Consider the following 25,309-nt stretch of genomic DNA (forward strand, 5'->3'; position numbering starts at 1 on the left):
ACACCCATAGAGTGGGAAGTCATGTATAGTGACACCATCGCCCAACGGGGCGAGGTGGCCTGAACCTCAGCCTCTCGCGAACCCAGGACGGTTCAAAGAGCACGATGAGCAGGGTGGCGAACACCCAGCTGTACTTCTTGTTGAAGGACCGCAACGCTCGCATCTCACACCTGCCCGAGAATCCGCCGGAGTTCCAGGACGCGGTCCTGGAACTCCGGCGTCGCCTGCAGCTCGAGCGTCCGCGGTCGCTCGAAGCCGATGTCCTCGACGGCCACGACGCGCCCAGGCCGGGGACTGAGCACGACGGTGCGGTCGGCGAGGAACACCGCCTCGCTGATCGAGTGCGTCACCAGCACGACGGTCTTCCCGGTCTTGAGCCAGATGTCCTGCAGCTCGAGGTTGAGCCGGTCACGGGTGAACGCGTCGAGCGCGCCGAAGGGCTCATCCATCAGCAGGATGGCAGGGTCGGCGCACAGCGCCCTGGCGATCGCGGCCCGCTGCTGCATGCCCCCGGACAGTTCACGTGGCCAGCGCTTTTCGAAGCCCTCTAGCCCGACCAGCTTGCACAGCTCGCGCGCCCGCTTGCGCCGCTCCTTCGCCTTGTGCCCGGCGAGCTGCATGGGCAGCGCGACGTTGTCCTCGATGTTCAGCCACGGGAAGAGGCTGGCTTCCTGGAAGACCATGCCGAGGTGTGCACCCTCCCGGCCGGCCGGCGGATGATCGCCGCTGCGGATGTCGATTCGACCGGTGCTAGGGCTGATCAGCCCGGCGACGAGCCGCAGCAGGGTGGTCTTGCCGCAGCCCGATGGGCCGAGCAGGACGATGAACTCACCCTCGGCGATCGCCAGGTCGGTCGGGCTGAGCGCGGTGACCGTGTCGTCCCCGGAACGGTAGATCTTGCTGACGTTCTCGATGCGGACGATCGGTTCGGTGGTCACCCCGGCTTCCGCCGCCAGGGTGCTGGGGGTCGGCGCGTTCGTCATGTCAACCGATTCAGCTCGCAGGCTGGAGGTCGTTGGTGAAGAGGTGCGCCGGCGGGTCGTCGGACTTCAGCTTGCCCGCGCGGTGCAGCGTGGCGACCGCGTCCTTCCACTGCTGCTCGTTGTTCTTCAGCAGGTTGTCCTCGCCGAACGCCGTCCACATCTCGATCCGGGAGACGATGCCGGCGCGCGCCTCTTCCTCGTTCGCAAGGACCGGCATCTTGTCGCCGTACTTCTCGCGGAGCTTGCCGATGACCTCACTCAGGTTGTCCTTGTTCGCGATGGTGTGGCGCATCGCCGCCTTGGCGGCGGTCAGGAACGCGGTCATCTCCTCGGCGCTGTCCTTGGCCTTCTTGGTAGTCGTGAAGTAGACGCCGCCCGGGGTCGGCACGTACTGGTTCAGCGGGAAGCTGTAGATGTCGTAGCCCTGGCTCCGGGCGACCTCCAAGATGTCGCTGGAGCCGACGAACGCGTTGATGCGGCCCTGGTTGAGCAGTTCGACCACGCCCGCGGACTCACCGACCGCCTGCCGTGCGACGTCGCTCGGGTTGAATCCCGCGCTGGCCATCATGATGTCCAGCGAGGCCTCGCTTGATCCGCCGACCGAGATGACCCCGACCCGCTTGCCGACGAAGTCCTTCGGCTCCTTCAGCGGCGCCGACGCGAGGCTGATCCAGTGGAACGGCGAGGTCTGGTCCGCGGTGCCGAACGCCGTGAGCGGCGCGTCGTTGTCCACGACCGCGCTGATGAGGTCGATGCCGACCGCCTGGCCCAGGTCGGCGTTGCCGGCCATCACCTGCTGCATGGTCTGGGCCGTCCCGTTGCTGGCGACGACCTCCACGTCGAGCCCGGCCTGCTCGAAGCCGCCGGACGCCGCGGCGTAGAGCACCGGGACCACGGCGAGGTCGAACCCGTAGGGGGTGACGAAGGTGAGGTGCTTCCGCTCGGTACCGGTACCGGTACCGGAGCCCGGCTGGTCGTCGCTCGCGCCGCCGCCGCAGGCGGTGAGCAGCAGCGCGGTGACGCTGAGTACGGCGCCGATGAGCGTCTTCACGGTTCTCGATGGCAGGGGGATACGCATCGCTCGTGATCCTTCGAGGGGATGAGAGGGGGTGTCTTCGCTCTGGGGAAGCGGGGCTCAGGCACTGCTGGTGACCAGCACGACGCGCCCGGTCTTCCCCTTCATCTCGAAGCGTTCGTAGGCCTGCGGGGCATCGGCCAGCTCGAAGATCGCGTCGACGGGGATGGTGACGCTCCCGTCCCGGGCGGCGTGCTCCACCGCGCGGTACGCCAGCGCGAGAGCCTGCGCCTTCTCTTCGACCGGACGGGACCGCAGCGTGGACCCGCCGATGGAGGCTCGCTTGGCCATCAGCTTGAGCAGGTTGAAGTCGGCCCGCGGATGGGCCGCGCAGCCGAGGACGACGATTCGCCCGCCGGTGCGGAGTGCGGCGATCTGCTTGGTGATGTTGGCGCCCGTGACCAGCTCCAGAACGACGTCGAACCGGTCGGGGGAAAGGTCGTCCGGGTGGAGGTGGACCTCGTCGGCCCCGAGCCGGCGGACGTGCTCGGCGACCGCTGGATCGCGGACGAGCGCGCTCACCGCACAGCCGGTCGTCCGGGCGATCTGGAGCGCGGCCGTACCGACACCGCCGTTGGCTCCGGTGATCAGCACCCGGCTGCCTTCCCGGGCGCCACCCTGGGTGACCAGGGCGTCGTGCGCCGCGGTGAACGCCTCGCAGAACGCCCCGGCCTCGGTCCACCTCCACTGCTCGGGCACCGGCAGGAGCAGGCGCTCGTCGACGGCGACGTACTCCGCGTGACCGCCCCACGGGGTCAGGCCCATGACCCGGGTGCCCGGCTCGAGCTCCGTCCCAGGGCCCACCTCGGCCACGACGCCAGCCACCTCGAGTCCGGGGATCAGTGGTCCGCCCCCGCTGCTGGTGTCGGGGTAGCGGCCCACCCGCAGGTAGTGGTCAGCCCCGTTGATCGCGGAGGCGCGCACCTGCACGAGCGCCTCGCGTGGCCCGGGGCGGGGGATCGGCACCTCGGTGACGGTGAGGCCGCCGTCGTCGACGGTGACCGCCTTCATCGCGCCACCCCGGCCGAACCGAAGAAGAACGCATCCAGGAGGTCGAGGACGTTCGTGATCAGCTCCTCGCCCAGCGCGGCGTCGGCGCCGCGGGTGTCGCCCAGTACTCCCGTCTCGGAGACGCTCGCGATCCCGTCCGCGAAGATGTGCGCGTAGTCCTCCGCGCGTAGCCTGCCGGTGCCGTGGACCGGTAGCTCCGCGGTGCGCACCGCCTCCGGGGCGAGCGCGAGCATGATCGACGTCTCGGCGACGTCGGCGTGGGCCCCCACGTTGTCCGCCGTGCCGGTGCGTCGGGCCACCGTCTCCTGCCAGACCCCGATGAACGCGTCCCGGTCCGAGAAGACCGTCACCTTCTCCTTCTCCTGCTCGGACAGCTCCGCCGAGTACTTCGCCAGTGCTGCGAAGTTCCCGATGTGCGCAGAGAACACGCAGATCCGCTCTGCGCCGTGCGCGCGCAACGACCCGACAGTTTCCCGAACTACCTGCAGAAAGGTCGGTTCCGAAATGCTCAGCGTGCCGGCGAAAGGCATGTGATGGCTTGAAACCCCGATCGGAACCACCGGGGCGGCAAGGCAGTTCGCGTGTCGCTGCGCCAGCCGGGACGCCAATTCGGCCGCGTGCCGGGTGTCGACGTCCAGCGGGAGGTGCGGGCCGTGCTGCTCGGTCGCGCCGCACGGCAGGACGACCGTCGCGCCGCCGGCGAGCCGGTCTGCGACCTCCGGCCAGGCGAGTCCGCCGAGCGCTGTCATCGCTCTTTCCGCGACCCGGTCGGGTCTCCGCGCCACCGGCTGCGGGCCTGCTGGGTCGCCGGGTCGTTCCGGTAGGCGTGCATCCGCTCGAGCGACTCCGCGAGCAGCTCGTCGTTCGTGGCCCGGCGCCCGGGCCGGGCCTGCGCCTTGATCGCCGCATGCAACACGGCCGGACGCGCCGCGTACTCCCCGGCGCACTGGATCGCGGTGTCGACGAGCTCCTCCTCCGGGACGATTTCATCGACGAGCCCCAGGTCACGCGCCTGAATGACGTGGAGCAGCTCGCCGGAGAGCATGATCTTGCGGGCACGCAGGTAGCCCACGGCGCACTGCAGGTCGTAGATCCCCTTGGCGGCGGGCAGCACGCCGTTTCGGACCTCGGGGAACCCGATCCGCGTCGCACTGCCGGAGACGACCCGGTCCGCGTAGAGCAGCATCTCGCAGCCCGCGCCCACAGCGATCCCGTTGATCGCGACGACCAGCGGACCCGGGTAGGTCTCCAGCCTGATCAGCCACTCGTGGAACCGCGTCATCCGCTCATCGAGCTGATCGCCGTCCATCGTGGCGAAGTCGTTGATGTCCCCGCCTGCGCAGAAGAACCGGGGATTGTCACTTTTCATCACGACGGCTCGTCCCTCAGGTGCAAAGCCGTCGAGAATCTCGCGCAGTTGCGTGACGGTTTCCGTCGTCAGCGCGTTCGCCGGCGGTCGGTCGATGCTGACGACCGCGACCCCTTCCCTGCTTTGCTGCACTGTGATCGCACTGCGTGCCACGCGCCGGGAGATTAGTTAGTCGTGCTTCACATGTCAAGCGTTGTCGCATCTAGACGTTGTTGGCCGACCCCGTTTCAGGAGGACGATCCGAGGCTCCTATCTGCTGTTAACGAGAAGTTACTGGAGTTGGCTCGTTTTGGCTACCCGCGGTGTCGGTGCTGCTACCGGGACGGCGTCCGGGGCAGGCCCGGCACACCTCTGGGCACCGTTAGCCCACGGGACTGCGCTCCCGGAGCGGGCAGCCGATGAACCCCGTGCAGCGAGGACGAACCACACGCCGCCCCGACCGGGAGGGTTGACCGGCCGTGCAACGGGTAGCCCGCGCCATGGCCGAACACGTCGACGACGACCTCTGGAACGAGTTCCACCGCGTGGTGAACATGACCTCGCGCGAGCTGCGGGAGTGGCTGGAGACCGACGACGCGCAGGAGGACAGCGAGCCCGCCGTCGGTCCGATCGGCACCCCGACCGGCCGGGCGACGCTCGCTGTCCTCGCCAAGCGCCGCGGTGACCTGACCGTCGACGACGTGGCCGTGATGCGCCGCGTCGTCGACCGGGTGCACGCCGAGCGCGGCGTGGACATGGAGCCCACCGCCGGGCAGGCGCACTGGCGCCGCAAGCTCATGCGGATCGGGCACGATCCGCTCAAGCCCGTCGGTTCACCCCGCCGTCACTAGGGGCCGCAGGTTCGCGTACGCCCATGCCGCCAGCGTCGTCGGTGTGGTGGTGACGTGGTCGCGCGGTTGCTCCGGGGTGATGCCGCGCGTGCCGGCGGTCATCCCGACGATCGCCTCCACCGCCGCGGCCGGCAGCCCGGCGCCGCGCAGCGCCTGGCGCACGGCGTCGTCGCCGATCTGCGTGTAGGTGATCTGGCGGCCGAGCACGCCGGTGAGGATCGCCGCGACGTCCGCCCAGCTGAGGTCCTGCGGGCCGTGCACGCCCTGCACGTGGCGGCCGGACCAGGCGGCGGACAGCAGCCGCGCTGCGGCGACGTCACCGATGTCGCGCGGATCCACCCAGGCGATCCGCTCGCCGGGGCTGCGCGTGCCGGTGAGCCGGCCCACCCGCAGCCCGTCGAGGTCCATCAGCAGGTTCGTGTAGAAGAAGCCGCAGCGCAGGTGCGTGACGTCGGCGCCGGTGGCGTCCAGCGCCTGCTCGATCGCGGCCAGCCCGTCGATCGCGCCGGCGCCGCCGCGCAGCTCGGCGCCGATGCTGGAGACGAACACGTTGCGGCGGACCTCGTTGGCCCGCACCGCGGCCGCCGCGGCTTCGCCGAACGCGGCGGATGCGGCGACGGGATCGGGTGCGGACTCACCCACCCCGTCGAGCCAGAACGCGGCGGAGACGCCCTTCGTCGCGCTGCGGACGGAGACGGGATCGGCGAGATCGACGACGCGGACCTCGGCGGACTCCGCCAGCCCGGGCGCCAGCCGGTCGGGGTCGCGGACCAGCAGCACGGGCCGGGCGCCTGCTTGGACGAGCAGCTGCGCCACGCGGGAGCCGATGCGTCCGGTGGCCCCCGTGACGGCGATCGTGTGGTCGTTCGGCATGCGCGCGACGCTAGGAGCCAAACCTGACAGCTCCTGGCGCTCTTCTGCGCCGGGTGTGACGAGGACCTACCGCCCGATGACCACGGCCACGACGGCGAGGAGCACCGTCACCACCGCGGCCAGGACGCGCGCGAGCGGGCGCAGGTCGGGCCCGTCGTCGCAGAGCCAGTGATCGAGGTCGTACCCGGGCTGCTCGGTGGTGCTGGGGAGCGGTCCGGCGAGGAGGTGGGGAGCGTTCGCGGACATGACCCGAGAGTAGGCAGAGGGTTGCCTCACCAGCCGGTCGTGCGCGCTGAGTGGTCGATCCGGTGCGATCGATGGTCCGACCGGGTGACGATCAGAGGAGGTGTCTACTCCATTCGGGGGTGGTCAGGTTCCGCAGAACGTCACGAACGGCCCGGTGCCCGGCTGCGTGTACCGGGCCCACTCCGGCCGCGGCTCGAACGGCCGCCGCACGACCTCGAGCATCTCCAGGAACGGCGCGAGATCACCCGCCGCGGCCGCCGTGAGGGCGTCCTCCAGCAGGTGGTTACGCGGGATGTGGACCGGGTTGACGCGGTTCATCGCCGCGCGGTCCGGGCCGAGCGCCGACCACCGCGCCTCCCAGGCGTCGAACGCTGCCCGGTCGAGGAAGAGGTCCCGGGCGGTGCCGTCGGCGAGTGCGCGGAAGAAGTTCGTGAAGTCCACCCGCTGGTCCCGCAGGAGCGCGAGCAGGTCGTCGACGAGCTGCTGGTCGTGCTCGGCCAGCCCGAGCTTGGCGGCCATCCCGGCCCGGTACGCGGCGTGGTAGGCGTCGGCGAACTCGCCGAGCACCGGCGTCGCGAGCTCCACGGCCTGCTCAGGGGTGTCGGCCATGAGCGGCAGCAGCGCTTCGGCGAAGCGGGCGAGGTTCCACTGGGCCACGGCCGGCTGGTTGCCGTACGCGTAGCGGCCGCCGTGGTCGATCGAGCTGAACACCGTGGCCGGGTGGTAGGTGTCCAGGAAGGCGCACGGACCGTAGTCGATGGTCTCGCCGGAGATCGTCATGTTGTCGGTGTTCATGACGCCGTGCACGAACCCGACGAGCATCCACCGCGCCACCAGCTCCGCCTGCGCGAGCACCACGCGGCGGAACAGCTCGAGGTACGGGTTGGGTGCCTCGGCGGCCTCGGGGTGGTGGCGCGCGACGGCGTGGTCGGCGAGGCTGCGCAGCAGCGCCTCGTCGCGGGTGGCGGCCGCGAACTGGAAGGTGCCCACCCGGATGTGGCTGGCCGCGACCCGGGCCAGCACGGCGCCGGGCAGCACCTGCTCCCGGACGACGGGGCGCCCGGTCGCCACCACCGCGAGCGCCCGGGTCGTGGGGATGCCGAGGGCGTGCATCGCCTCGCCGACGAGGTACTCGCGCAGCATCGGGCCGACCGCGGCCAGCCCGTCCCCGCCGCGGGCGAACGGGGTGGGCCCGGATCCCTTGAGGTGCAGGTCGCGGCGCCGCCCAGCGGTGTCGATCAACTCGCCCAGCAGCAGCGCCCGCCCGTCGCCGAGGCGGGGGGAGTAGTTGCCGAACTGGTGGCCCGCGTAGGCGAGCGCCACCGTGTCCGGCACCCCGTTGCCGACCAGCAGGGCCAGGCCCGCCGGTTCGCGCAGCGCGGCCGGGTCGAGCCCCAGCTCGACGGCGAGCTCGTCGTTGAGGACGAGCAGCTGCGGCGACTCGACCTCGGCGGCCGACCACCGCAGCACGAGGCCCGGAACGTCCCGCGCGTAGGTGTGCGAGAACGTGACGATGTCCGCGGCGGTGGTCATCCTTCGAGGCTACGTGCCCGAGGCGGTGCGTCGAAGCCGCGCGTCGACGGGAAGCGCGTCGCGGGCCAGGCGTCGGGGACCGATTCCAGGTCCGCGAGCCAGATCCGCGCCGACATGTCCGACGGTGCCCGCCAGTCGCCGCGCGGGGAGAGGGACCCGCCCGCGGACACCTTGGGCCCGTTCGGCAGCGCCGAGCGCTTGAACTGGCTGAACTGGAAGAACCGCCGCGCGAACACCTGCGACCAGTGCTTGATCTCGGCCAGGTCGTACTCCGGCCGCTTGTCCTCCGGGTAGCCGGCCGGCCAGTCGCCGTTCTTCGCGTCGTGCCACGCGTGCCAGGCCAGGAACGCGATCTTCGACGGGCGCATGCCGTGCCGCAGGGTGTGGAACAGGGTGAAGTCCTGCAGCGCGTACGGGCCGACCGTGGCCTCGCTCGACTGCACCTCCTCGTCCTCGCCGGTCGGCACCAGCTCCGGGGTGATCTCCGTGTCGAGGACGTCGGTCAGCACCTCGCCGACCCGGTCGTCGAACTGGCGGGACGACACGACCCAGCGGATCAGGTGCTGGATGAGCGTCTTGGGCACGCCGGCGTTGACGTTGTAGTGCGACATCTGGTCGCCGACGCCGTAGGTGCACCAGCCCAGGGCAAGCTCGGAGAGGTCGCCGGTGCCCAGCACGATGCCGCCGCGCTGGTTGGCTGCGCGGAACAGGTAGTCGGTGCGCAGTCCAGCCTGGACGTTCTCGAACGTGATGTCGTAGACGGGCTCGCCCGCGGCGAACGGGTGGCCGAGGTTCTGCAGCATCTGCCGCGCCGTCTCGGTGATCGACAGCTCCTCGAACGTGATGCCCAGCGCCTCGGCCAGCCGCCACGCGTTGCTCTTCGTGCGCTCGCCGGTGGCGAAGCCGGGCAGGGTGAAGCCGAGGATGTCCGACCGTGGCCTGCCCAGCCGGTCCATCGCCTTCGCGGCGACGATCAGCGCGTGCGTCGAGTCGAGCCCGCCCGAGACGCCGATGACGACCTTGGGCTGGCCGATGGCGCGCAGGCGCTGCTCCAGCCCGGACACCTGGATGAGGTAGGCCTCGTAGCAGTCCTGCTCCAGCCGCGACTCGTCCGCGGGCACGAACGGGAACCGCTCCACGACGCGCCGCAGGCCGATGTCGCCGTCCGGCGGATCGACCTGGAAGTCGATCGTGCGGAACGACGCGAGGCGGGCAGCGTGGTGGCGGCGGTTGTCGTCGAACGTGCCCATGCGCAGCCGCTCGGCGCGCAGCAGGTCGAGGTCGACGTCGGCGACGCAGTGCCGCGGCCCCTGCGGGAACCGGTCGGTCTCGGCGAGCAGCACCCCGTTCTCGTAGATCATCGTCTGGCCGTCCCAGGCCAGGTCGGTGCTGGACTCGCCCTCGCCGGCCGCCGCGTAGACGTAGGCTGCGAGGCAGCGCGCGGACGCCGAGCGGACGAGCAGGTGCCGGTCCTCGGCGCGGCCGATCGTGATGGGGCTGCCCGAGAGGTTCGCCAGCACCGTCGCCCCGGCCAGGGCCGCCTCCGCGCTCGGCGGCACCGGGACCCACATGTCCTCGCAGATCTCCACGTGCAGCACGAGCCCGGGCACGTCGGACGCGCGGAACAGCAGGTCGGGCCCGAACGGCACCTCCTGGCCGGCGAGCGTGAGGACGTCGTGCACGTCGTCGCCGGGGGCGACCTGGCGGCGCTCGTAGAACTCCCGGTAGGTCGGCAGGTACGACTTCGGTGCCACGCCGAGCACGCGGCCGCGGTGGATCACGACCGCGCAGTTGTGGATGCGGTGCCGGTAGCGCAGCGGCGCACCCACGACGAGGACGGGCCGCAGCTCGGCGGAGGCCGCCACGAGATCGGCCAGCGCCGCCTCGACCGCGTCGAGGAGCGCGTCCTGCAGCAGGATGTCCTCGATCGAGTAGCCGGACAGCGTCAGCTCCGGGAAGACGACGACGGCCACCCCGTCGTCGTGGCACTCCCGGGCGGTGGCCAGTACCGCGGCGGTGTTCGCGGCCGGATCGGCGATCGTCGTCGTGATCGTCGCAGCGGCGATCCGGGCGAACCCGTGCCGGTAGACCGAGCGGAAGTCCATGTCCGAAGTCTGCCCGACACCTGTCGGGGCAAACCCCTAGGCTCGCGCCGTGCCCTCCCGCCAGCCGGACCGCGCGGATCCCGAGATCGTCCTGCGGCTGCTCACCGAGGCGTACCCGGACGCCCGCGTCGAGCTGGCCGCGAGCAATCCCCTGGAGCTGCTGATCGCGATCGTGCTGTCCGCGCAGACGACGGACGAGCGGGTCAACTCGGTCACGCCCGAGCTGTTCACCCGCTACCGCACCGCCGCCGACTACGCGGCCGCCGACCTCGCCGACCTGGAGCGCATCCTCGGCCCGGTCGGCTACTACCGGCAGAAGGCGAAGGCGGTGAAGGCCGTCGCCACCGCGCTCGTGGAGCGGTTCGACGGCGAGGTGCCGCGGACCGTCGAGGAGCTGGTGTCGATCCCGTGGGTCGGCCGCAAGTCGGCGCACCTGCTGGTCGTCAGCATGTTCGGTGGGTCTGCGCTCGCCGTCGACACCCACGTCAAGCGGCTGGCCAAGCGGCTCGGCTGGACCACGCAGGATGACGCCGACAAGGTGGAGGCCGAGGTCGCGGCGTTGTTCGACCCGGCCGAGCTGGGCAGACTGACCCTCACCGCGATCCTGCACGGCCGGCGCGTCTGCACGGCGCGCAGACCAGCCTGCGGGAGCTGCGTGCTCGCTGGGGTGTGTCCCTCGGCGGGGCAGTTCGGCTGACGAGGACCGACATGATGCAGACCGCCGCGGCGCAGGGGTTGTCCGCCCGGGTGAACCTCGGCGTGCAGCTGGTCGCCCTCCTCCTCGCGGTCGCCTTGCGGGCGGCGCGACCGGGGCTCGTCACGGAGTTCCTGGTGGCCACGGTGATCGCGCCGCTGCTGGCGCTGCTGCCGGCAGCCCTCGCGGTGGCGGCGCTGCGGCTGGAGCGGCTGACCGCCCGGCTCGCGGTGCCGTTCGTGCTGTGCGCGCTGTCGCTGGTCGCCTTCGGCGCGTTGGCGCCGGACGTCGCTGACGGCGCCCGCTGGGTGCCGATCTTCGATCTGCTCGGCGTGCGAGCGCGCCACCCGATCCGGATGGACATCGTCGGCCGGGTCCTCGGGGCCGGTTACCTGCTGGCTCTCGGGTGGACGGCAGTCCGGTTCCGCATCGAGGCGCGTGCTGCAGCCGGACGGTAGGCCATCACCGGTCCAGCGCCGTCACGGGTCCAGCGCAGTGCGGCCCGCAGGGCGGCGACGGCCTCGTCCAGCCCGGCCACGGGCGCCTCCTCCGGGAACACGGTGACATCGACGCGGTCGCCGGCCGGCTCCCAGGTGCCGACGACGCGCCCGTCGCGGACGATCACCGGCGCGATCCAGCCGCCCGCCCGGCTGACCTGGGGACGGCGGGTCGGGTCGAGCAGCTCCGCGGCGGCGGTGCCGGGGCCGAGGACGAGCTGGTCGAAGGCGGGCAGCAGCACGACCCGGCCGGTGGGGCGGGCGTCGGCGAGGGCGTCGAGATCGGCGGTGCGGGCGTGGCGGCGCTCGCCGTCCACCTCCACCTCGGTCAACTCCCCGGCCGCCACGAGCTCGCCGAACCACCGCTTCACCGCGGCCCTGCGGCTGCCACCGCGCAGGAGCCACTGGTCGAACGCGGCCGGGGTCGCTGGGCCGTGCGCCCCCAGGTAGGCCGGGATGACCGTGGCGGCGGCGACGTCGGGATCGGGCAGGCCGGACCAGCCGGGGAAGCGGCTGGCGGGGCTGGTGAACGTGACCTTCGCGCCGTCCGGCGCCGGGTCGCCGTTGCAGAGCACGCCCTGCCAGGCCAGGGGTTTGAGCAGTGTGCCCCACCCGGAGCCGAGCAGTCCGCGCAGCGAGTCGTCACCGGTGCGGTCGAGGATCGCGGCGGCCAGCTCCTCCCGCGTCAGCTCGGCGTTCTCCAACGCGTCCGCGGCGGCCTCGGTGATCGCTGCGACCTGCGCGGCTGTGGCGAACGTGCGCTGCCACGACCCCTTCTCCCACGTCCGGGCCGCGGCGAGCAGTGCGAGGTGGGCCGGGGCCTCGTCGACGGGCAGGACGTGGAGCGTGCCGCGGTGGGCCCAGGTGCGCATGAGCGTGCGGTCGTGCAGGGCCGCGGAGACGGCGCCGAGGCCCGCGCCGCGCACGGCCACCGCTTGCTCCGCGCAGGAGGCGACCTGCGCCTGGACGCCCGCGAGTCGCCGCACGACGGTGTCGGCGTCGACGGGCTGGTCGAAGTCGAGGCAGCGGGCCATCCGCCACGCCCGGACCTGGTCGGCGGTGAACCGCGGGGTCACCGCGCACCTCCGCGGGACCGGTGGGCGCGGACCTTGGCGAGGGTGCCGCAGCGCTGCATCGAGCACCAGCGGCGGTTGCCGGGCCGGGAGGTGTCGAGCAGCAGCAGGCCGCAGTCGGGAGCTGCGCAGACCCGGACCCGCTCGCGCAGCGGGCCGCCGAACAGGTCCACCGCGTCGCGGGCGAGCGTCGCCAGCGCCTGTGCGGCGGTCGGGGCGACGAACGTCGTCGATGCGCCGTCGAGCGCCGGCACGAGCGGGCTCGTCGCCGCGAACCGGTTGACGACCGCGATGTGCTCGGCGAGCACCGGATCGGCGGGGGAGGCACCCGCCGCGACCGCGTACGCGAGGCGGGTGACGGCGGTGCGGAGCTCGCGGAACGGCTCGACGTCGGCGTCCGACGCCCTGATCTCCAAGCCGGGCGCGTGGAGGATCGTCGGTAGCCATCGGCGCAGGTCGGCGGCGTCGTGGATGAGCTCCCAGTGCGCGGCGTGCTCCGGGGCGCCGCCGCTGTGGACGAAGTCCAGGCAGGGCCGGCCGCTGCGCCAGCGGCGGGCGTCGGGGTCGGGAGCCATGTCACCAGTCTAAGTGGTTACCGATCGGCCGTCTGGTCGCGCGGTGGATCGGTGGGCACCGCACGCCGGCGCCGTCGTCTCGTCCCTCCGTGTCGGGTGCTGTTGAGCGCGGGGCTGGGTGACCACCCGGCAGCGCCGGTGCGGCGCCCGAGGCGGCGGACGACGCGCAGCGGCGACCACGTGCCGACGCAGCGCGCAACTGGCGGCGATACCACGGCTCGCGGTGCGTCCGGCCCAACGGTATCCCCTGACCGGGCGCCCGGGCCCGCCTCGTACGCTCGCCCGGTGCCGGGATCGATCGGGGCTGGCCCAGAGCCCGTCGTGTCGCCCGCTGCGGATGCCAGCGCCCGGGCCCGTTGGCGGTCGCTCGTGCTCACCGACCCCATCTCGCGGCTGGTGCGCAACGCCGCGCACGCGGGCATCGCGGGCGTCGACGAGGGACGCTACGACCTGCGCCGGCTGGCTCTGGCGGCGATCGACGTCGTGGTGGGGCAGATGGGGTTCGCCCGTGAGGCGACGCTCGACGACGTCTTGGACGCGCTGGCGCGGCTGTGCGCCCGCATGCATCCCGACGCGCCGCACGAATGGCCCCTCGTCGCGCAGACGGTGCTGAAGGGCCTGCTCAACGACGCGAACGACGGGCGGCGGTTCACCTACCGGTTCGCGGACCTGTCCGATCCCGAGACGGCGCGGTGGGAGCCGTACAGCTTCCGGCTGCTCTCGCTGCGCGACACCGAGTTCGGTCCCGTGCTGGTGGCCAGCGACCAGGCGATCACGCTGTTCCTGCACGGGCTGGACGTCGATCTGGAGGACGCCGACCGGGCGCTCGCCCACGTGCTGCAGCGGCAGCTGGAGGACCGCCGGTTCGACGCCGCCGCGCGCACGGCGGCGCAGGCGGAGCGGACCAGCGTCGGGCTGTCGGCGACCCTGGCGGAGCTGCTGGACGCCACCCGCCGGGACGTGACGTCGACGGACTGGGTGGCCGACCTGCCGGAGCGGCTGACCCGAGCCCGCAAGCACGTCGAGGAGCGGATCGCGGAGGACGACCGGTTCCTGGAGCACGTGCAGCACGGGTTGGACACCGAGGTGTCCCCGGAGGTCCGCGCGGTGTCCGGGCAGATCGTCGACCTGCTGACCCGGGCCAAGCAGGTGCACCTGGACCTGGAGAAGCGACTGGTCGGGGCCCGCGAGGTGTTCCTCGCCGCGCAGGTGCGGCAGCGGATCGCGCGCCGGCGCAGGCTGCGCATGCTCAACCTCGGCCAGGACGTGCTCGCGCCGGTGCTCGAGCTGCCGGTCGAGCAGGCACTGGCGGTGACCGAGCCGTTCGCCGACCGCGCGCTCGGGGTCACGGTGCCGCGGCTGCCCCGGTTCGACGACCTGATCGAGGCCCTGTGGGCCGCCCCGCGGGCTCCCGAGCCCGAGGCACCGCCGGAGGAGGCCGAGCTCCCGGAGGACGCCGAGGACCCGCAGGGCTACCCGCCCGAGGTCGTCGAGGCCGCGCGCGACGTGCTGGCCCGGGTCGACGACGGCGAGACCGCGTTGTCCGACCTGCTCGCCGCCGACCTGCCCGACGAGGTCGCCGAGCTGGTGGCCCTGTCGGCGCTGTGGGCCTTCGCACCCGATCCGGGTGATGACGACACGGCCGGATCAGACGTCGGGTTCCTCGCCGCGGGGCTGGTCGCCGTCCCCACCGGCGAGGTGATCACCGACGGCCCGTTCCGCGGTCCCGACCTGCTGCTCACCCGCCCGATGCCCGAACCCGTTCCCCTGCAGGAGGACGCCGAGTGACCGCTGTGGCCGCCGACCTCACCGATGTGCGCGCCGCGGCCGAGCTGCTGCAGTTCGGCCTCTCCCGGCGCGTGCGCCCGGTGGAGGGCAGCGAGTACCGGAAGCTGCTCGACCGCTACCGCGACGAGTTGAGGTTCAAGGACGTCGTCGACACGATGGCCGAGGGGCTCGGGCTGGAGGTCCTCGGCACGCCGCGGGCCGGCATCGTGCTCGCCCCCGAGCCGGGCGGCCCGTTCGCGACCCGCCTCGGCGACCTGCGGGCCATGGACCAACACGAGAAGCTGATCTTCGGGCTGGTCCTGGTCGGGATCGCCGCCTACGCCTACCCGAACGACGTCGACTTCGACGACCCGGAGACCCGGCTGGTCGAGGTCACCGCGATCGAGGAGTTCCTGCGCACCGCGGTCGCCAAGGCGGACCTGTCGGAGGCGGAGGAACGGGCCCGGGCCGCCGCCGAGCTCTACGCCGATCTGCCCGCGCTCGTGCTGACCAGCACCGGGCGGCGGGCCCGCGGCTGCACACTGCGGGCGATCGAAGAGGTCCTGGCCTGGCTGGTGAGCCAGGGCGCGGCCCGCGAGGCCACCTCGCTCGGGCCGGACACGTTCCACCTCACCGACCACTTCCGGCTGCTCGTCGCCGACAGCGCCGGCACCACCGCGCTGGACGCGCTGCGCGCGGTGCGCCGCGAGACCGCGGCGGAGGCGAGCTGATGGCGACCGGCCGAGGACCGGTCATGTGGCAGATCCGCCGGATCCGCCTCGACCACATCGGACCGGCGGCCGCCCGGTTCCTCGACGTCACCCTCGACTTCACCGACGCCCAGGGGCATCCGCTCGACACGATCCTCTGGCTGCGCAACGGCGGCGGGAAGTCGACGGTGCTCTCGCTGGTGTGCGCGCTGATCCGGCCGCACCGGCGCGACTTCCTCGCCACCGCTGCCACCGGCAAGCACCTCGAGGACTACGTGCTCGGCTCCGACACCGCGCACGTCGTCGTCGAGTGGTCCGGCCCGGACGGGCGCACCCTCGTCACCGGGGCGGTGTACGAGTGGGCCGACCGCACCCAGCCCGCCGACCCGACCCGCGACCACGACCGGCTCGTCTCCCGCTGGTACCTGTTCACCCCGCAGCCGGGGAGGGCGGAGCTGGACCTGCTGCCGTTCCGCACCGAGGACGGGCGGCAGACGCCGCTGCGCGAGTTCGTGGCCGCCGTGCGGGCGTGGGACGCGATCCCGCACTGCGGGGCCGCGGTCACCGACGGCATGGACCGCTGGCGGCAGATGCTCGACGCCCAGGGCCTCGACCCGGAGATCTTCACCCCGATCCTGCAGATGAACGCCACCGAGGGCGGGATCGAGGGGCAGTTCCAGTTCCGCACCGCCGACCAGTTCGTCCAGTACCTGCTGGAGCTGATCGTCGATCCCGAGGTGCCCGGTGCCGTCGCGGACATCCTCGAACGGGTGCGCGCCGGGCTGGCCGAACGGCCCGAGCTGCTGGCCGACCTCGCGTTCGCCGAGGAGGCCGGGCCGCGGCTGCGCGAACTGGTCGCCGCCGGCGCGGCCGATCGCGCGGCCGCCGACGCGCTCGAGCGCGAGACCGCGGCGGCGCGCAGCCTGCTCGCCGGGCTCGCCGCCGCGGCCACCGAGGCGGACGCGGCCGCGGAGGTCGCCGCGGCGGCGGTCACCGCCCACGAGGCCGACGCCACCCGACACGCCGCCGCCGAGCAGACCGAGCAGCGCGCCGCCCGGCGCTGGCGGCGCGTGGCCGCTCAGCACCGGCACACCGCCGCGCAGGACGCGGTGGAGGCGCACACCCGAGCCGAGCAGGAGGCCGCCGCCCGGCTGGCGGCGTGGCGCGCGGTGCCGACGGTCCACGCCCTGCGCGCGGCCGAGCAGCGCACCCGCCACCTCGAGCTCCAGCTCGCCGCCGCCACCGAGGACGCCGAACCGCTGCGGGAACGCCGTGACGCCGCCGCCCGCGACTACGCCGCCGCGCTCGACCGCGCCGTCGCCGCCCTCGACGAGGAGATCGCCGCGGCGGGTGCGGAGGCCCAAGCCGAGCGCGAGGCCGAGCGCGCCGCCCGGGACCGGGCCGAGGCCGCGCGGGACGTGCGGGCCCGGGTCGCCGTCGAGCTGGAGACCGCACGTGCGGCGCTGGCCGCGCTCGACCGCGACCTGACCGCGGCCGTGGCAGCCGGGCACCTGCTCGAGGGCGAGGACGCTGCGGCCGCGCTGGACCGGCACCGCGCCGCGGACGCGGCCGCCCAGGCCGAGCTGGCCGGGCTCGCCGACGCCCAGCGGGCCCTCGCCGCCGAACGTCAGGAGCTGCGGGAACGCGGAACAGCGCTGCTGACCGAGCGGGCCGTCGTCGAACGCGAACGGGCCGAGCTCGACGCCCGTCACCGCAAGCTGTCCACGCGGGTCGCCGAGCTGGCCGCCGACGAGCGCCTGCGCTCGCTGAGCGACGGGGAGCTGACCGACCCGGTCGCCGAGGCACGCGATCTCGGCGATGCCCTCGCCCACGCGATCGCCCGGGCCCAGCGGCGGCGCATCGAGCTCGCCGTCGATGGGGCCGAGGACGAGCGCGCCCTCGCGGCGCTGTCGGCCACCCAGCTGCTGCCCGGCAGCCTCGATCTCGTCCACGCCCACGACGTGCTGGAGCAGGCCGGGATCAGCGCCGTCACCGGATGGCGCTACCTCGCCGACCACGTTGAGCCGCAGGCCCGCTCCGCGGTGCTGCGGGCCGCCCCCGCGCTGGCGTCCGGGCTGCTCGTGCACGACCCGGAGGATCTGCCCCTGGCGATGAAGGTGCTCGACGAGGCCGGGCTGCGGCCGCTGTCGGCGATCGTCGTCGGCACCACCGCACAGCTCGCCGCGGCTGCCGCGGATCCGGCTGCTGCCGCACCGGGGTTCCTGGTCCCACCCGCCCCCGCCCTGACCGACCGGACCGCCGCCGGCGCGGAGCTCGAGGCCCGGGAGCGGGCACGGGCCGGCCGCAGCGCTCAGGACGCGGAACTGCTCGCCGCGTTGGAGCGCGACACCGAGCTGCAGGGGCGGCTGCGCGAGCTGGTCGCCGCCTGCCCACCCGGCACGCTCGACGCGCTGGCGGCCGCCCGCGAGGCCGCCGACGAGCGGCTGGCCGAGCTGGCCCGGGAGGCGGCCGACCTCGCCGAGGCCGAGGATGCGCTCGCCGTCCGCGACGCCGAGCTGCACGCCGCCCGCAGTGCTGCCGAGGAGGTCCGCCGGGCCGCGGCCGCGGCGCTGGGCGTGCTCGGTGCGCTCGCCGAACGCGCCGCCGAAGCCCCCCGCGAGCAGCTCGCCGCACTGCCCGCCGCGCTCGCGGCCGCCGCGCGGGACGTCGAAGAGGCAGCCGCGGCCGAGGCCCGCCACCGGGCGCTCGCGGAGGCGGCCCGCCGCCACGCTGAGGCGCTCGCCCGCACCCAGCAGGCCCGCCGCGACGAACGTGCCGCTCTCGGTGCAGTGCCGGACGGTGGATCCGACCCCGATCTCTCGGTCGACGCGGCCCGCGCCGCGTGGAAGGCCGCCGACCGGGCCTACCGCCGGGAGGTGGCCGAGTCCGCGCTGGCCTCGGCGCTGGAGGAGGCCCGGCACGCCGAGGCCCGGGCCCGCGACCAGGTCGCCGCGCTGCCGGCCGGCGACGTCACCGCCGCCGTCGCGCTGCTCGACGCGGCCTCCGGGCTCGACCCCGACGCCCAGGCCGCCGCCACGGCACGGGCGGCCGACGCCCACGACGCCGCGGTCGCCGTCGCCGCCGACGCCCGCGCGGAGCTGCGGGCCGCCCGCGCCGAGCTGGCGGAAGTGGGTGCGCTCGACGCCGAGGACGCCGCGGTGGATCCCGGCGGCACCGACCGGGGAGGTGCCCTCGCCGCCGCGGCCGCCGCCGAGCACCGTGCCGCGGAGCACCGCCGGGCGGGGGAGCGGGCCAGGACCGCGGCCGCTGAGGCGACCGCGCAGGTCACGGCCGCCCGCCAGCGCGCGGCCGGTCTGCGCGACATCGCAGCGCTGCTGACCCTGCCCGACCAGGACGTCACCCGTGGCGGCGCGCCGGACACCGAGCCCTTCGCCGGCTCGCTGGACGACGCCCGCGCCGCGGTGAAGACGGCGCGCGAGGCGTGGGACCAAGCCGCGGCCGCCTCCCGGAAGGCGCGCCGGGCGCTGGAGCAGCAGGGGCAGAGGCTCGCGCTGTGGGCGGCGGAGGACCGGTTCAGCTCGGTCAAGCCCGCGGTGCGCGACCGGTTCCGCACCGAGGACCCGGCCCGGGATCTGCTCGACGACCTGCTCCCCGACGCCGAACGGCTGGCCGGCGACTTCGATCTCTACGCCGCGCAGCTGCGGGAGCGCCTCGGCGAGCTGGAGGAGCACAAGGGCGTCGTCGTCACCGCGATGGTCGGCATGGTGCGCCAGGCGCTCAAGGCGCTGGCCAGGGCGCAGGCGCTGTCGGAGCTGCCGGACACCCTCGGCGAGTGGGCCGGCCAGCGGTTCCTCGAGGTCGGGCCACGGGCGACCGTGGAGACGGCCGACGCGGTGCTGCGCGACCGCTGCGCGCGGCTGGTCGACTCGCTGGCCGGCCGCGGCAGCCCGGTCCCGCGCGGGCACGAGCTGCTGTGGCAGGCCACGAGCGCGGTCGTCGGAGAGGGCAACTGGAAGGCGCGGGTGCTCAAGCCGTCCACCACGTACGCGATCGAACGGGTGTCGGTGGAGCGGATGCGGAAGTGGTCCGGCGGCGAGAAGGTGACGATCTCGCTGCTGCTGTTCTGCACGGTGGCCAAGCTGCGCGCCGCCGGCCGCGGCCGCGACCAGCCGGGGCTGGGTGTGCTGCCGCTGGACAACCCGCTCGGCAAGGCGAACTACGTGGTCTTCCTCGACCTGCAGCGCAAGGTCGCCGCCGCCAACGGTATCCAGCTGGTGTTCCTGACCGGGGTGGGGGACCTCAAGGCCGTTGGTCGCTTCCCGAACGTGGTGCGCTTGCGCAATTCCCGGTCGCGCTCGCGCGAGTACGTCAGCGTGGCCGAGCGGACCGTGGCCGAGACCGACCCGGCGGCCGCCGTCGACGTCACCCGGCTGTGGCGGGAGAACCCGGAGCTGACCCTGCTATGAAGATCACATGTGACGGAGCGTCACTGATCGCTGGCCCGTAACCGGTGTTATGTCATCGGTGGCCGGAGGGTTCTGGTCGGTCGGCGGTAGCCGCCGCCACCGCCGCGGATCGGGTGCATCCGGCCTTGCCGCCGGTCGGTGTCGGGGCACGGAGCAGCATGCTTGTGGCCACGGGATCGTGACCAGTGCCGATGGGTGATCAGCCCGACGCGGACGACCGGGTGGGGCAAGCGGCGTCGGTCAAGGGGCCCGGAAACAGGGAACCCCGTTCCGGGTGAGGTGCAACCCGTACCCCGCGTACACGGTCCGTGACCGCAAGTTTCCGCCCAGCGCGAGGGAACGTCATGTCGGCGTGGCAGGGATGCGACGCGCGGTCTGGTCTCGATACGTTCGTGGCACCCCCGAAACCACTGACGATTGGCAACCTGTGTCAGCTGTGCACGTGCAGTACTCCGATCGGCGGTCGGGCCGATGACCGGGATGCTGCCCCCGCGGCCCGCGCCGGACGCGATCGCCGCAGTGCGCCAGTCACTGCAGGCCGTGGTGGACCGACCGCTGGAACTGGCCGAGGTCTTCTACGAAGAGCTGTTCGCGATGGAGCCACGGCTGCGCGCGGTGTTCCCGCACGACCTCTCCGGTCAGATGTACAAGATGACCGAGATGCTCCTCGCTGCGATCACCGGGCTGACCGAGCCCGACCTGTCGCAGCTCGAGGCGCGGCTGCACGAGCTGGGCCGCCGGCACTTCTTCCGCTACGGCGTCGAGCCCTGGCAGTACACCTACATCGGGCACGCACTCGTCCGCGCGGTGCGCGAGGTCGCCGGGCCCGCGTTCTCCGGCGCGATGAGCTCCTCGTGGATCGCGCTGGCGCAGTGGGTGACCGCGCACATGATCGCCGGCGCCGAGAACGCCCGGCTCGCAGGACCGGAGGCCGCCGGCCCGGCCCCGGTCGCCGAGGAGCGGCCGCAGTACCCGGTCCCCGCGCAGGCACCCCGGCCCGTCGAGCCGCTGCCGCAGCCGCGCGGCCCGCACGACACCCGCTTCGCACCCAACTACTGACCGACCGCCCCACCCGCCGGCGGCCAGCCCCGCCGGCGGGCCGGCACGTAGGGTGACCCCGTGGCTCCTGTCGTGCTGATGCTGACCCCGATGCTCCCCACCGTCGTCGAGGCCTGCGAGGAGCGGTTCGACCTCGTCAAGCTCTGGGAGGCCGACGACCCGGCCGTGCTGCTGCGAGAGCGCGGCGGCGAGGTGCTCGCCGTGGCGACCAACGGCCAGCGCCCGGTCGACGACGCCCTGCTCGACCAGCTGCCGAAGCTGCAGATCGTGGCCCACTTCGGGGTCGGCTACGACAGCGTCGACACCGACGCCACGCGGGCCAGGGGGGTGGTCGTCACGAACACCCCCGAGGTGCTCGACGCCGAGGTCGCCGACACCGCGATGGGCCTGCTGCTCATGACGGTGCGTGAGCTGGGCGCTGCCGAGCGCTACCTGCGCGCCGGCCGCTGGGAGCACGAGGGCCCGTACCGGCTCACCCCGCACACGCTCGCCGGCCGCACGCTCGGCATCCTCGGGCTGGGCCGGATCGGGCTGGAGATCGCCAAGCGGGCCGAGCCGTTCGGGCTGCGCATCGCCTACCACAACCGCAACCGCCGCACCGACGTCGACTACCCGTACTACCCGTCCGCGCGTGAGTTGGCCGCCGCCGTCGACACGCTGATGGTCGTCGTGCCGGGCGGGCGGGCGACCCGGCACCTGGTCGACGCCGACGTGCTCGCCGCCCTCGGCCCGAACGGCATCGTGATCAACATCGGCCGCGGCTCCGTCGTCGACACCCAGGCGCTGATCACGGCCCTGCGCGAGGGCACGATCGGCGGTGCCGGCCTCGACGTCTACGAGGACGAGCCGCACGTGCCCCAGGAGCTGATCGACATGGAGACGGTCGTGCTGCTGCCGCACGTCGGCTCGGCGAGCCTCGCCACCCGCCGCGCGATGGGGCAGCTCGTCGTCGACAACCTGATCTCCTGGTTCGAGCGCGGGACAGCGCTCACGCCCGTGCCCTGACCACGGAATTCCCGGGACCCCCGCGGGCGGGTGCGCCACCATGGCGGCCATGGAGATCCTGCCGGGAACGCGGGCCCCGGTGCGCATGTGGACCGATCCGGCGACGGTGGAGCCCGCGGCGCTGCAGCAGCTGCGCACCGTGGCGGACCTGCCGTGGACCCACGGCGTGGCCGTCATGCCCGACGTGCACCTGGGCAAGGGCGCGACCGTCGGTTCGGTGATCGCCATGCGCGACGCGGTCGCGCCCGCCGCCGTCGGCGTCGACATCGGCTGCGGGATGTCGGCGGTGCCCACCGGGGTCACGACGGCCGAGCTGCCGGACTCGCTGCGCGGGGTGCGCGCGGCCGTCGAACGGGCCGTGCCGGTCGGGTTCGCCCTGCACAGGAACGGCCTCGACCTGCGCCGGGTGGGCCTGCACCGCGCCTACGACTGGGACGACTTCTGGGCCCGGTTCGACGCGCTGCACGCCCTGCGGAAGGGCATGTCGGCGACGGCGGCGGACGACCTGCGCAAGCGGGCCCACCAGCAGGTGGGCTCGCTGGGCGGCGGGAACCACTTCATCGAGGTCTGCGCCGACCAGGACGAACGGGTGTGGCTGATGCTGCACTCCGGCTCCCGCCACATCGGGAAGGTCCTGGCCGACGAGCACATCGAGGCCGCGAAGGCGCTGCCGCACAACGCCGGGCTCCCCGATCGCGACCTGGCGGTCTTCCTGGCCGGCACCCCGCAGATGGCCGCCTACCTGGCCGACCTGCGGTGGGCGCAGGAGTACGCCCGGCTGAACCGCATGGTGATGATGGAGCTGGTCAAGTCGGCGTTCGTGCGGGCGCTGAGCCGGCCCGTCGAGTTCGGCGAGGAGATCAGCTGCCACCACAACTACGTCGCCGAGGAGACCTACGACGGGGTGGACCTGATCGTCACCCGCAAGGGCGCCATCTCCACCGCCGACGGGCGGCTGGGCATCATCCCCGGCTCGATGGGCACCGGCTCCTACATCGTGCGCGGGAGGGCGAACCCTGCGGCGTACTGCTCGGCCAGCCACGGCGCGGGTCGGAAGATGTCGCGGGCCGCGGCGAAGCGCACGTTCAGCATCGCCGACCTGCAGGCCCAGACCGAGGGCGTCGAGTGCCGCAAGGACAGCGGAGTGCTCGACGAGATCCCCGGCGCCTACAAGGACCTGGAATCGGTGATGGCGCAGCAGTCCGACCTGGTCGACGTCGTGGCGCGGCTGCGCGCACTGGTCTGCGTGAAGGGGTGAGATCTCCGGCTGAGATCTCCAGCTGCGATCAGCGGGTGGGGATCAGCGGGCGGGTGCGGCGAGCACCTCGCCGTGCAGGATGGCGAACCAACCGTCGGGGTGCACCGCCCACGCCCGCCACGCGGCGGAGATCGCGCGCAGCTCGGCCAAGTCGGCGTGGCCGCCGTCGATCGCCTGGCGGGTCAGGTCGGACTCGACGATGCGGTCGGCCCACATGCCGCCCCACCACTCCCGCTCCTCGGGGGTGGCGTAGCACCACACCGACGCCGACGGGACGACGCTCGCGGCCCCGGCGGCGCGTGCCCACGCCAGCAGGTGGCGGCCGGCGTCGGGCTGAGCGCCGTTCCCCCGCGCGACCGCGCGGTAGATCGCCAGCCAGCGGTCGAGCAGCGGATCGGCCGGGTACCAGGTCATGGCCGCGTAGTCGGCGTCGCGCACGCCCACGACGCCGTCGGGCCGGCACACCCGCAGCATCTCGCGCAGCGCCGCGACCGGGTCGCCGAGGTGCTGCAGCACCTGGTGGGCGTGCACCACGTCGAAGCTGTCGTCGGGCAGATCGAGCGCGTAGGCGTCGCCCACCTCGAACGTGATCGTGTCGATCCCGGCCTGGGCCGCCCGCTCGCGGGCTCCCGCCAGCGGGGCCTCGGCGGCGTCGATCGCGAGCACGCGACCCGGCGCCACCCGCCGCGCGATGTCGATGCTGATCGTCCCCGGCCCGCAGCCGACGTCGAGCACGGCTGCGCCGGGCACCAGGCGGTCGGCGAGGTACGCCGCGGAGTTGGCGACCGTCCGGTTCAGGTGGGACCGCAGGACGCTCGGCGCGTGGCCGTGCGTGTAGGTCTTCTCCCGCTCGACGCTCACCCGGCGATTCTGCGCCCGGTCCCCGGTCAGTAGACCTCCGGGTGCTCCAGCGGCACCCGCAGCCACGACAGCATCCCCTTGAGCTGCTCGTACGCGGCGAGCCGGACGGTATCGGTGCCGGCCTGCTCGGCAGCGGCGATCGGCTCCCACAGCCGGTGCAGGGTCTGCGGGCCCAGCTCCATGAGCCCGCCGCTGCCCGCGGTGGCCCACTTCGCCAGCACGTAGCGGGCCAGCGCACCGACCGGGATGCCGGTGCGGGCGGACAGGCCCTGCAGGGTGACGGTGGGATCCAGGCGGGTGTAGTCGGCTACCTCGGCCTTGAACGCGGCGTCCGGGTCGTCGTCGGGCCACGGGCCGGACCAGCGCTCCAGGACGATGTGGGGCTCGGCGGTCATGGGCGAACGGTAGGGGTGGACGACGGCCCTGCCGCCTGCCGGGGCGCCTCGGGGGCGGTGTTGGATGAGTGCTGCACGCAACGAGAGGGGGAGTCGGACTGATGGCACGGGTCGCGGTGCTGGGTGCGGGTGCGGTCGGTGGCATGCTCGGGGCACTGCTGGCGAAGGCCGGTCACGAGGTGGTCGTGCTGGGCTCGGACCGCACGACCGCGGCGATCGCCGTGCACGGGTTGAGCCTGGCCAGCGACACCTACGGCGAGATCACCGCGGCGGTCGAGGCCCGCAGCTGGCTCGTCGAGCCCCCGGACGTCCTCGTCGTCGCCACGAAGGCGCCGGACCTCGCGGCCGCGCTGCTGCGCGCCCCCGCCGCCGTGGTCGGCCGGGCGACGGTCGTGCCGCTGCTCAACGGCGTCGACCACGTCGCGTACCTGCGGGGGGTGTACCCGGAGGCGGAGGTCGTCCCGATGACGGTCTCGGTGGAGGCCACCCGCACCGCACCCGGCGTGATCGAGCACCTGTCGCCGTTCGCGAGCTACGCCACGGCCGGGGAGACCGAGCCCGGCGTGCTCCTCGCCGAGGCCGGGCTGGACGTCGACACCTCCGCCGCCGACGAGGCCACCCTGCTGTGGCGGAAGCTGGCGTTCCTGGCCCCGGTAGCCCTGTTGACGACCGCGACGCAGGCACCGATCGGGCCCGCCCGGGAGGCTCGGCCCAGCGAGCTGGCCGCGCTGGTGGACGAGGCGTGCGCCGCCGCGGCCGAGTGGGGCGCGAGGATCGATCCGGACGCCGTCCGCGCCCGGATCGCGGGGGTGCCGGCGTCGATGCGCTCGTCGATGCTCAAGGACCGGGTCGCCGGGGCGACGCTCGAGCTGGACGCGATCGCGGGCCCGATCCTGCGCGCCCTGCCCGGGAAGGCGCCCGCTACGAAGTCGGCGGTCGCCGCGATCCTGGGCTGACCTGCAT

23 protein-coding genes are annotated in these 25,309 nt (G+C 73.5%); 10 read left to right on the forward strand and 13 right to left on the reverse strand.

The features are described 5' to 3' along the window. Positions 1 to 164: 164 nt before the first annotated feature. The 5 genes from BUE41_RS00005 to BUE41_RS00025 all read right to left on the reverse strand — a co-directional run bounded on the left by BUE41_RS00005 (position 165) and on the right by BUE41_RS00025 (position 4,591). Positions 165 to 983 carry an ABC transporter ATP-binding protein gene (locus BUE41_RS00005; RefSeq protein WP_073454733.1) on the reverse strand — a complete coding sequence of 273 codons (819 nt, stop codon included), beginning with the start codon at positions 981 to 983 and terminating at the stop codon, positions 165 to 167. 10 nt (positions 984 to 993) lie between these two features. Next, a complete protein-coding gene (locus BUE41_RS00010) occupies positions 994 to 2,034 on the reverse strand; it encodes an ABC transporter substrate-binding protein (RefSeq protein ID WP_073454734.1) in 1,041 nt (346 codons plus the stop codon). Between the two features lie 84 nt (positions 2,035 to 2,118). After that, a complete protein-coding gene (locus BUE41_RS00015; RefSeq protein ID WP_073454735.1) occupies positions 2,119 to 3,069 on the reverse strand; it encodes a zinc-binding dehydrogenase in 951 nt (316 codons plus the stop codon). Beyond that, entirely contained in the window at positions 3,066 to 3,818 is a 753-nt protein-coding gene (locus BUE41_RS00020; RefSeq protein ID WP_073454736.1) for a creatininase family protein, read from the reverse strand. Before BUE41_RS00020 ends, BUE41_RS00015 begins: the two co-directional genes overlap by 4 nt. Continuing rightward, positions 3,815 to 4,591, reverse strand: a complete 777-nt coding sequence (locus tag BUE41_RS00025; RefSeq protein WP_073454737.1) for an enoyl-CoA hydratase/isomerase family protein — start codon at positions 4,589 to 4,591, stop codon at positions 3,815 to 3,817. The genes BUE41_RS00020 and BUE41_RS00025 overlap by 4 nt, the downstream gene beginning before the upstream one ends. A 326-nt stretch (positions 4,592 to 4,917) precedes the next feature. On the opposite strand from BUE41_RS00025, the gene BUE41_RS00030 reads away from it, so the two are divergent. Further along, the gene (locus tag BUE41_RS00030; protein WP_073454738.1) at positions 4,918 to 5,268 is read left to right on the forward strand and encodes a DUF3140 domain-containing protein; all 351 of its coding nucleotides are present in this window, start codon (positions 4,918 to 4,920) and stop codon (positions 5,266 to 5,268) included. Here BUE41_RS00030 and BUE41_RS00035 read toward each other — a convergent pair. From BUE41_RS00035 to BUE41_RS00050, 4 genes are all read right to left on the reverse strand, one after another. Further along, entirely contained in the window at positions 5,251 to 6,141 is an 891-nt protein-coding gene (locus BUE41_RS00035) for an NmrA family NAD(P)-binding protein (RefSeq protein WP_073454739.1), read from the reverse strand. The two genes, BUE41_RS00030 and BUE41_RS00035, sit on opposite strands and share 18 nt — an antisense overlap. A gap of 66 nt (positions 6,142 to 6,207) precedes the next feature. Continuing rightward, the gene (locus BUE41_RS00040) at positions 6,208 to 6,387 is read right to left on the reverse strand and encodes a hypothetical protein (protein ID WP_073454740.1); all 180 of its coding nucleotides are present in this window, start codon (positions 6,385 to 6,387) and stop codon (positions 6,208 to 6,210) included. A gap of 123 nt (positions 6,388 to 6,510) precedes the next feature. After that, positions 6,511 to 7,920, reverse strand: a complete 1,410-nt coding sequence (locus BUE41_RS00045) for a protein adenylyltransferase SelO (RefSeq protein WP_073454741.1) — start codon at positions 7,918 to 7,920, stop codon at positions 6,511 to 6,513. After that, the gene (locus tag BUE41_RS00050; protein ID WP_084754090.1) at positions 7,917 to 10,025 is read right to left on the reverse strand and encodes an NAD(+) synthase; all 2,109 of its coding nucleotides are present in this window, start codon (positions 10,023 to 10,025) and stop codon (positions 7,917 to 7,919) included. The genes BUE41_RS00045 and BUE41_RS00050 overlap by 4 nt, the downstream gene beginning before the upstream one ends. Before the next feature lie 49 nt (positions 10,026 to 10,074). On the opposite strand from BUE41_RS00050, the gene nth reads away from it, so the two are divergent. Together nth and BUE41_RS00060 are read left to right on the forward strand one after the other, a co-directional pair. Further along, a complete protein-coding gene (gene nth, locus BUE41_RS00055; protein ID WP_073454742.1) occupies positions 10,075 to 10,722 on the forward strand; it encodes an endonuclease III in 648 nt (215 codons plus the stop codon). An 11-nt stretch (positions 10,723 to 10,733) separates the two neighbouring features. Further along, positions 10,734 to 11,177: a hypothetical protein gene (locus tag BUE41_RS00060; protein ID WP_073454743.1), complete on the forward strand. Its 444-nt coding sequence runs from the start codon at positions 10,734 to 10,736 to the stop codon at positions 11,175 to 11,177. Here the strand turns inward: BUE41_RS00060 and BUE41_RS00065 are convergent. Next, positions 11,108 to 12,292 carry a winged helix DNA-binding domain-containing protein gene (locus tag BUE41_RS00065; protein WP_073454744.1) on the reverse strand — a complete coding sequence of 395 codons (1,185 nt, stop codon included), beginning with the start codon at positions 12,290 to 12,292 and terminating at the stop codon, positions 11,108 to 11,110. The genes BUE41_RS00060 and BUE41_RS00065 overlap by 70 nt on opposite strands. Beyond that, a complete protein-coding gene (locus BUE41_RS00070) occupies positions 12,289 to 12,864 on the reverse strand; it encodes a CGNR zinc finger domain-containing protein (protein ID WP_073454745.1) in 576 nt (191 codons plus the stop codon). Before BUE41_RS00070 ends, BUE41_RS00065 begins: the two co-directional genes overlap by 4 nt. Positions 12,865 to 13,233: 369 nt before the next feature. Between BUE41_RS00070 and BUE41_RS00075 the strand changes: the two genes are divergently transcribed. The 6 genes from BUE41_RS00075 to BUE41_RS00100 all read left to right on the forward strand — a co-directional run bounded on the left by BUE41_RS00075 (position 13,234) and on the right by BUE41_RS00100 (position 23,090). Continuing rightward, positions 13,234 to 14,652 (forward strand): hypothetical protein, encoded by a 1,419-nt coding sequence (locus BUE41_RS00075; protein ID WP_073454746.1) that lies wholly within the window; start codon positions 13,234 to 13,236, stop codon positions 14,650 to 14,652. Then, positions 14,649 to 15,362 carry a hypothetical protein gene (locus BUE41_RS00080; protein WP_073454747.1) on the forward strand — a complete coding sequence of 238 codons (714 nt, stop codon included), beginning with the start codon at positions 14,649 to 14,651 and terminating at the stop codon, positions 15,360 to 15,362. The genes BUE41_RS00075 and BUE41_RS00080 overlap by 4 nt, the downstream gene beginning before the upstream one ends. Before the next feature lie 23 nt (positions 15,363 to 15,385). Next, complete coding sequence (locus BUE41_RS00085; protein ID WP_073454748.1) at positions 15,386 to 19,768, forward strand: hypothetical protein; 4,383 nt, start codon at positions 15,386 to 15,388, stop codon at positions 19,766 to 19,768. 471 nt (positions 19,769 to 20,239) lie between these two features. Further along, the gene (locus tag BUE41_RS00090) at positions 20,240 to 20,827 is read left to right on the forward strand and encodes a globin domain-containing protein (protein ID WP_073454749.1); all 588 of its coding nucleotides are present in this window, start codon (positions 20,240 to 20,242) and stop codon (positions 20,825 to 20,827) included. 60 nt (positions 20,828 to 20,887) lie between these two features. Then, positions 20,888 to 21,832, forward strand: coding sequence for a 2-hydroxyacid dehydrogenase (locus BUE41_RS00095; protein WP_200803698.1), 945 nt, complete (start codon positions 20,888 to 20,890; stop codon positions 21,830 to 21,832). 49 nt (positions 21,833 to 21,881) lie between these two features. After that, positions 21,882 to 23,090, forward strand: a complete 1,209-nt coding sequence (locus tag BUE41_RS00100) for an RtcB family protein (protein ID WP_073455099.1) — start codon at positions 21,882 to 21,884, stop codon at positions 23,088 to 23,090. Positions 23,091 to 23,132: 42 nt separating this feature from the next. Here the strand turns inward: BUE41_RS00100 and BUE41_RS31565 are convergent, their stop codons facing one another. Together BUE41_RS31565 and BUE41_RS31570 are read right to left on the reverse strand one after the other, a co-directional pair. Beyond that, positions 23,133 to 23,951 (reverse strand): methyltransferase domain-containing protein, encoded by an 819-nt coding sequence (locus BUE41_RS31565; RefSeq protein ID WP_073454750.1) that lies wholly within the window; start codon positions 23,949 to 23,951, stop codon positions 23,133 to 23,135. 26 nt (positions 23,952 to 23,977) lie between these two features. Further along, positions 23,978 to 24,346 (reverse strand): DUF6027 family protein, encoded by a 369-nt coding sequence (locus BUE41_RS31570; RefSeq protein ID WP_073454751.1) that lies wholly within the window; start codon positions 24,344 to 24,346, stop codon positions 23,978 to 23,980. 101 nt (positions 24,347 to 24,447) lie between these two features. On the opposite strand from BUE41_RS31570, the gene BUE41_RS00115 reads away from it, so the two are divergent. Next, positions 24,448 to 25,302, forward strand: coding sequence for a ketopantoate reductase family protein (locus BUE41_RS00115; RefSeq protein ID WP_073454752.1), 855 nt, complete (start codon positions 24,448 to 24,450; stop codon positions 25,300 to 25,302). The last annotated feature ends 7 nt before the right edge of the window (positions 25,303 to 25,309 follow it).

This window comes from Pseudonocardia thermophila (assembly GCF_900142365.1).
Taxonomy (GTDB): Bacteria; Actinomycetota; Actinomycetes; order Mycobacteriales; family Pseudonocardiaceae; genus Pseudonocardia; species Pseudonocardia thermophila.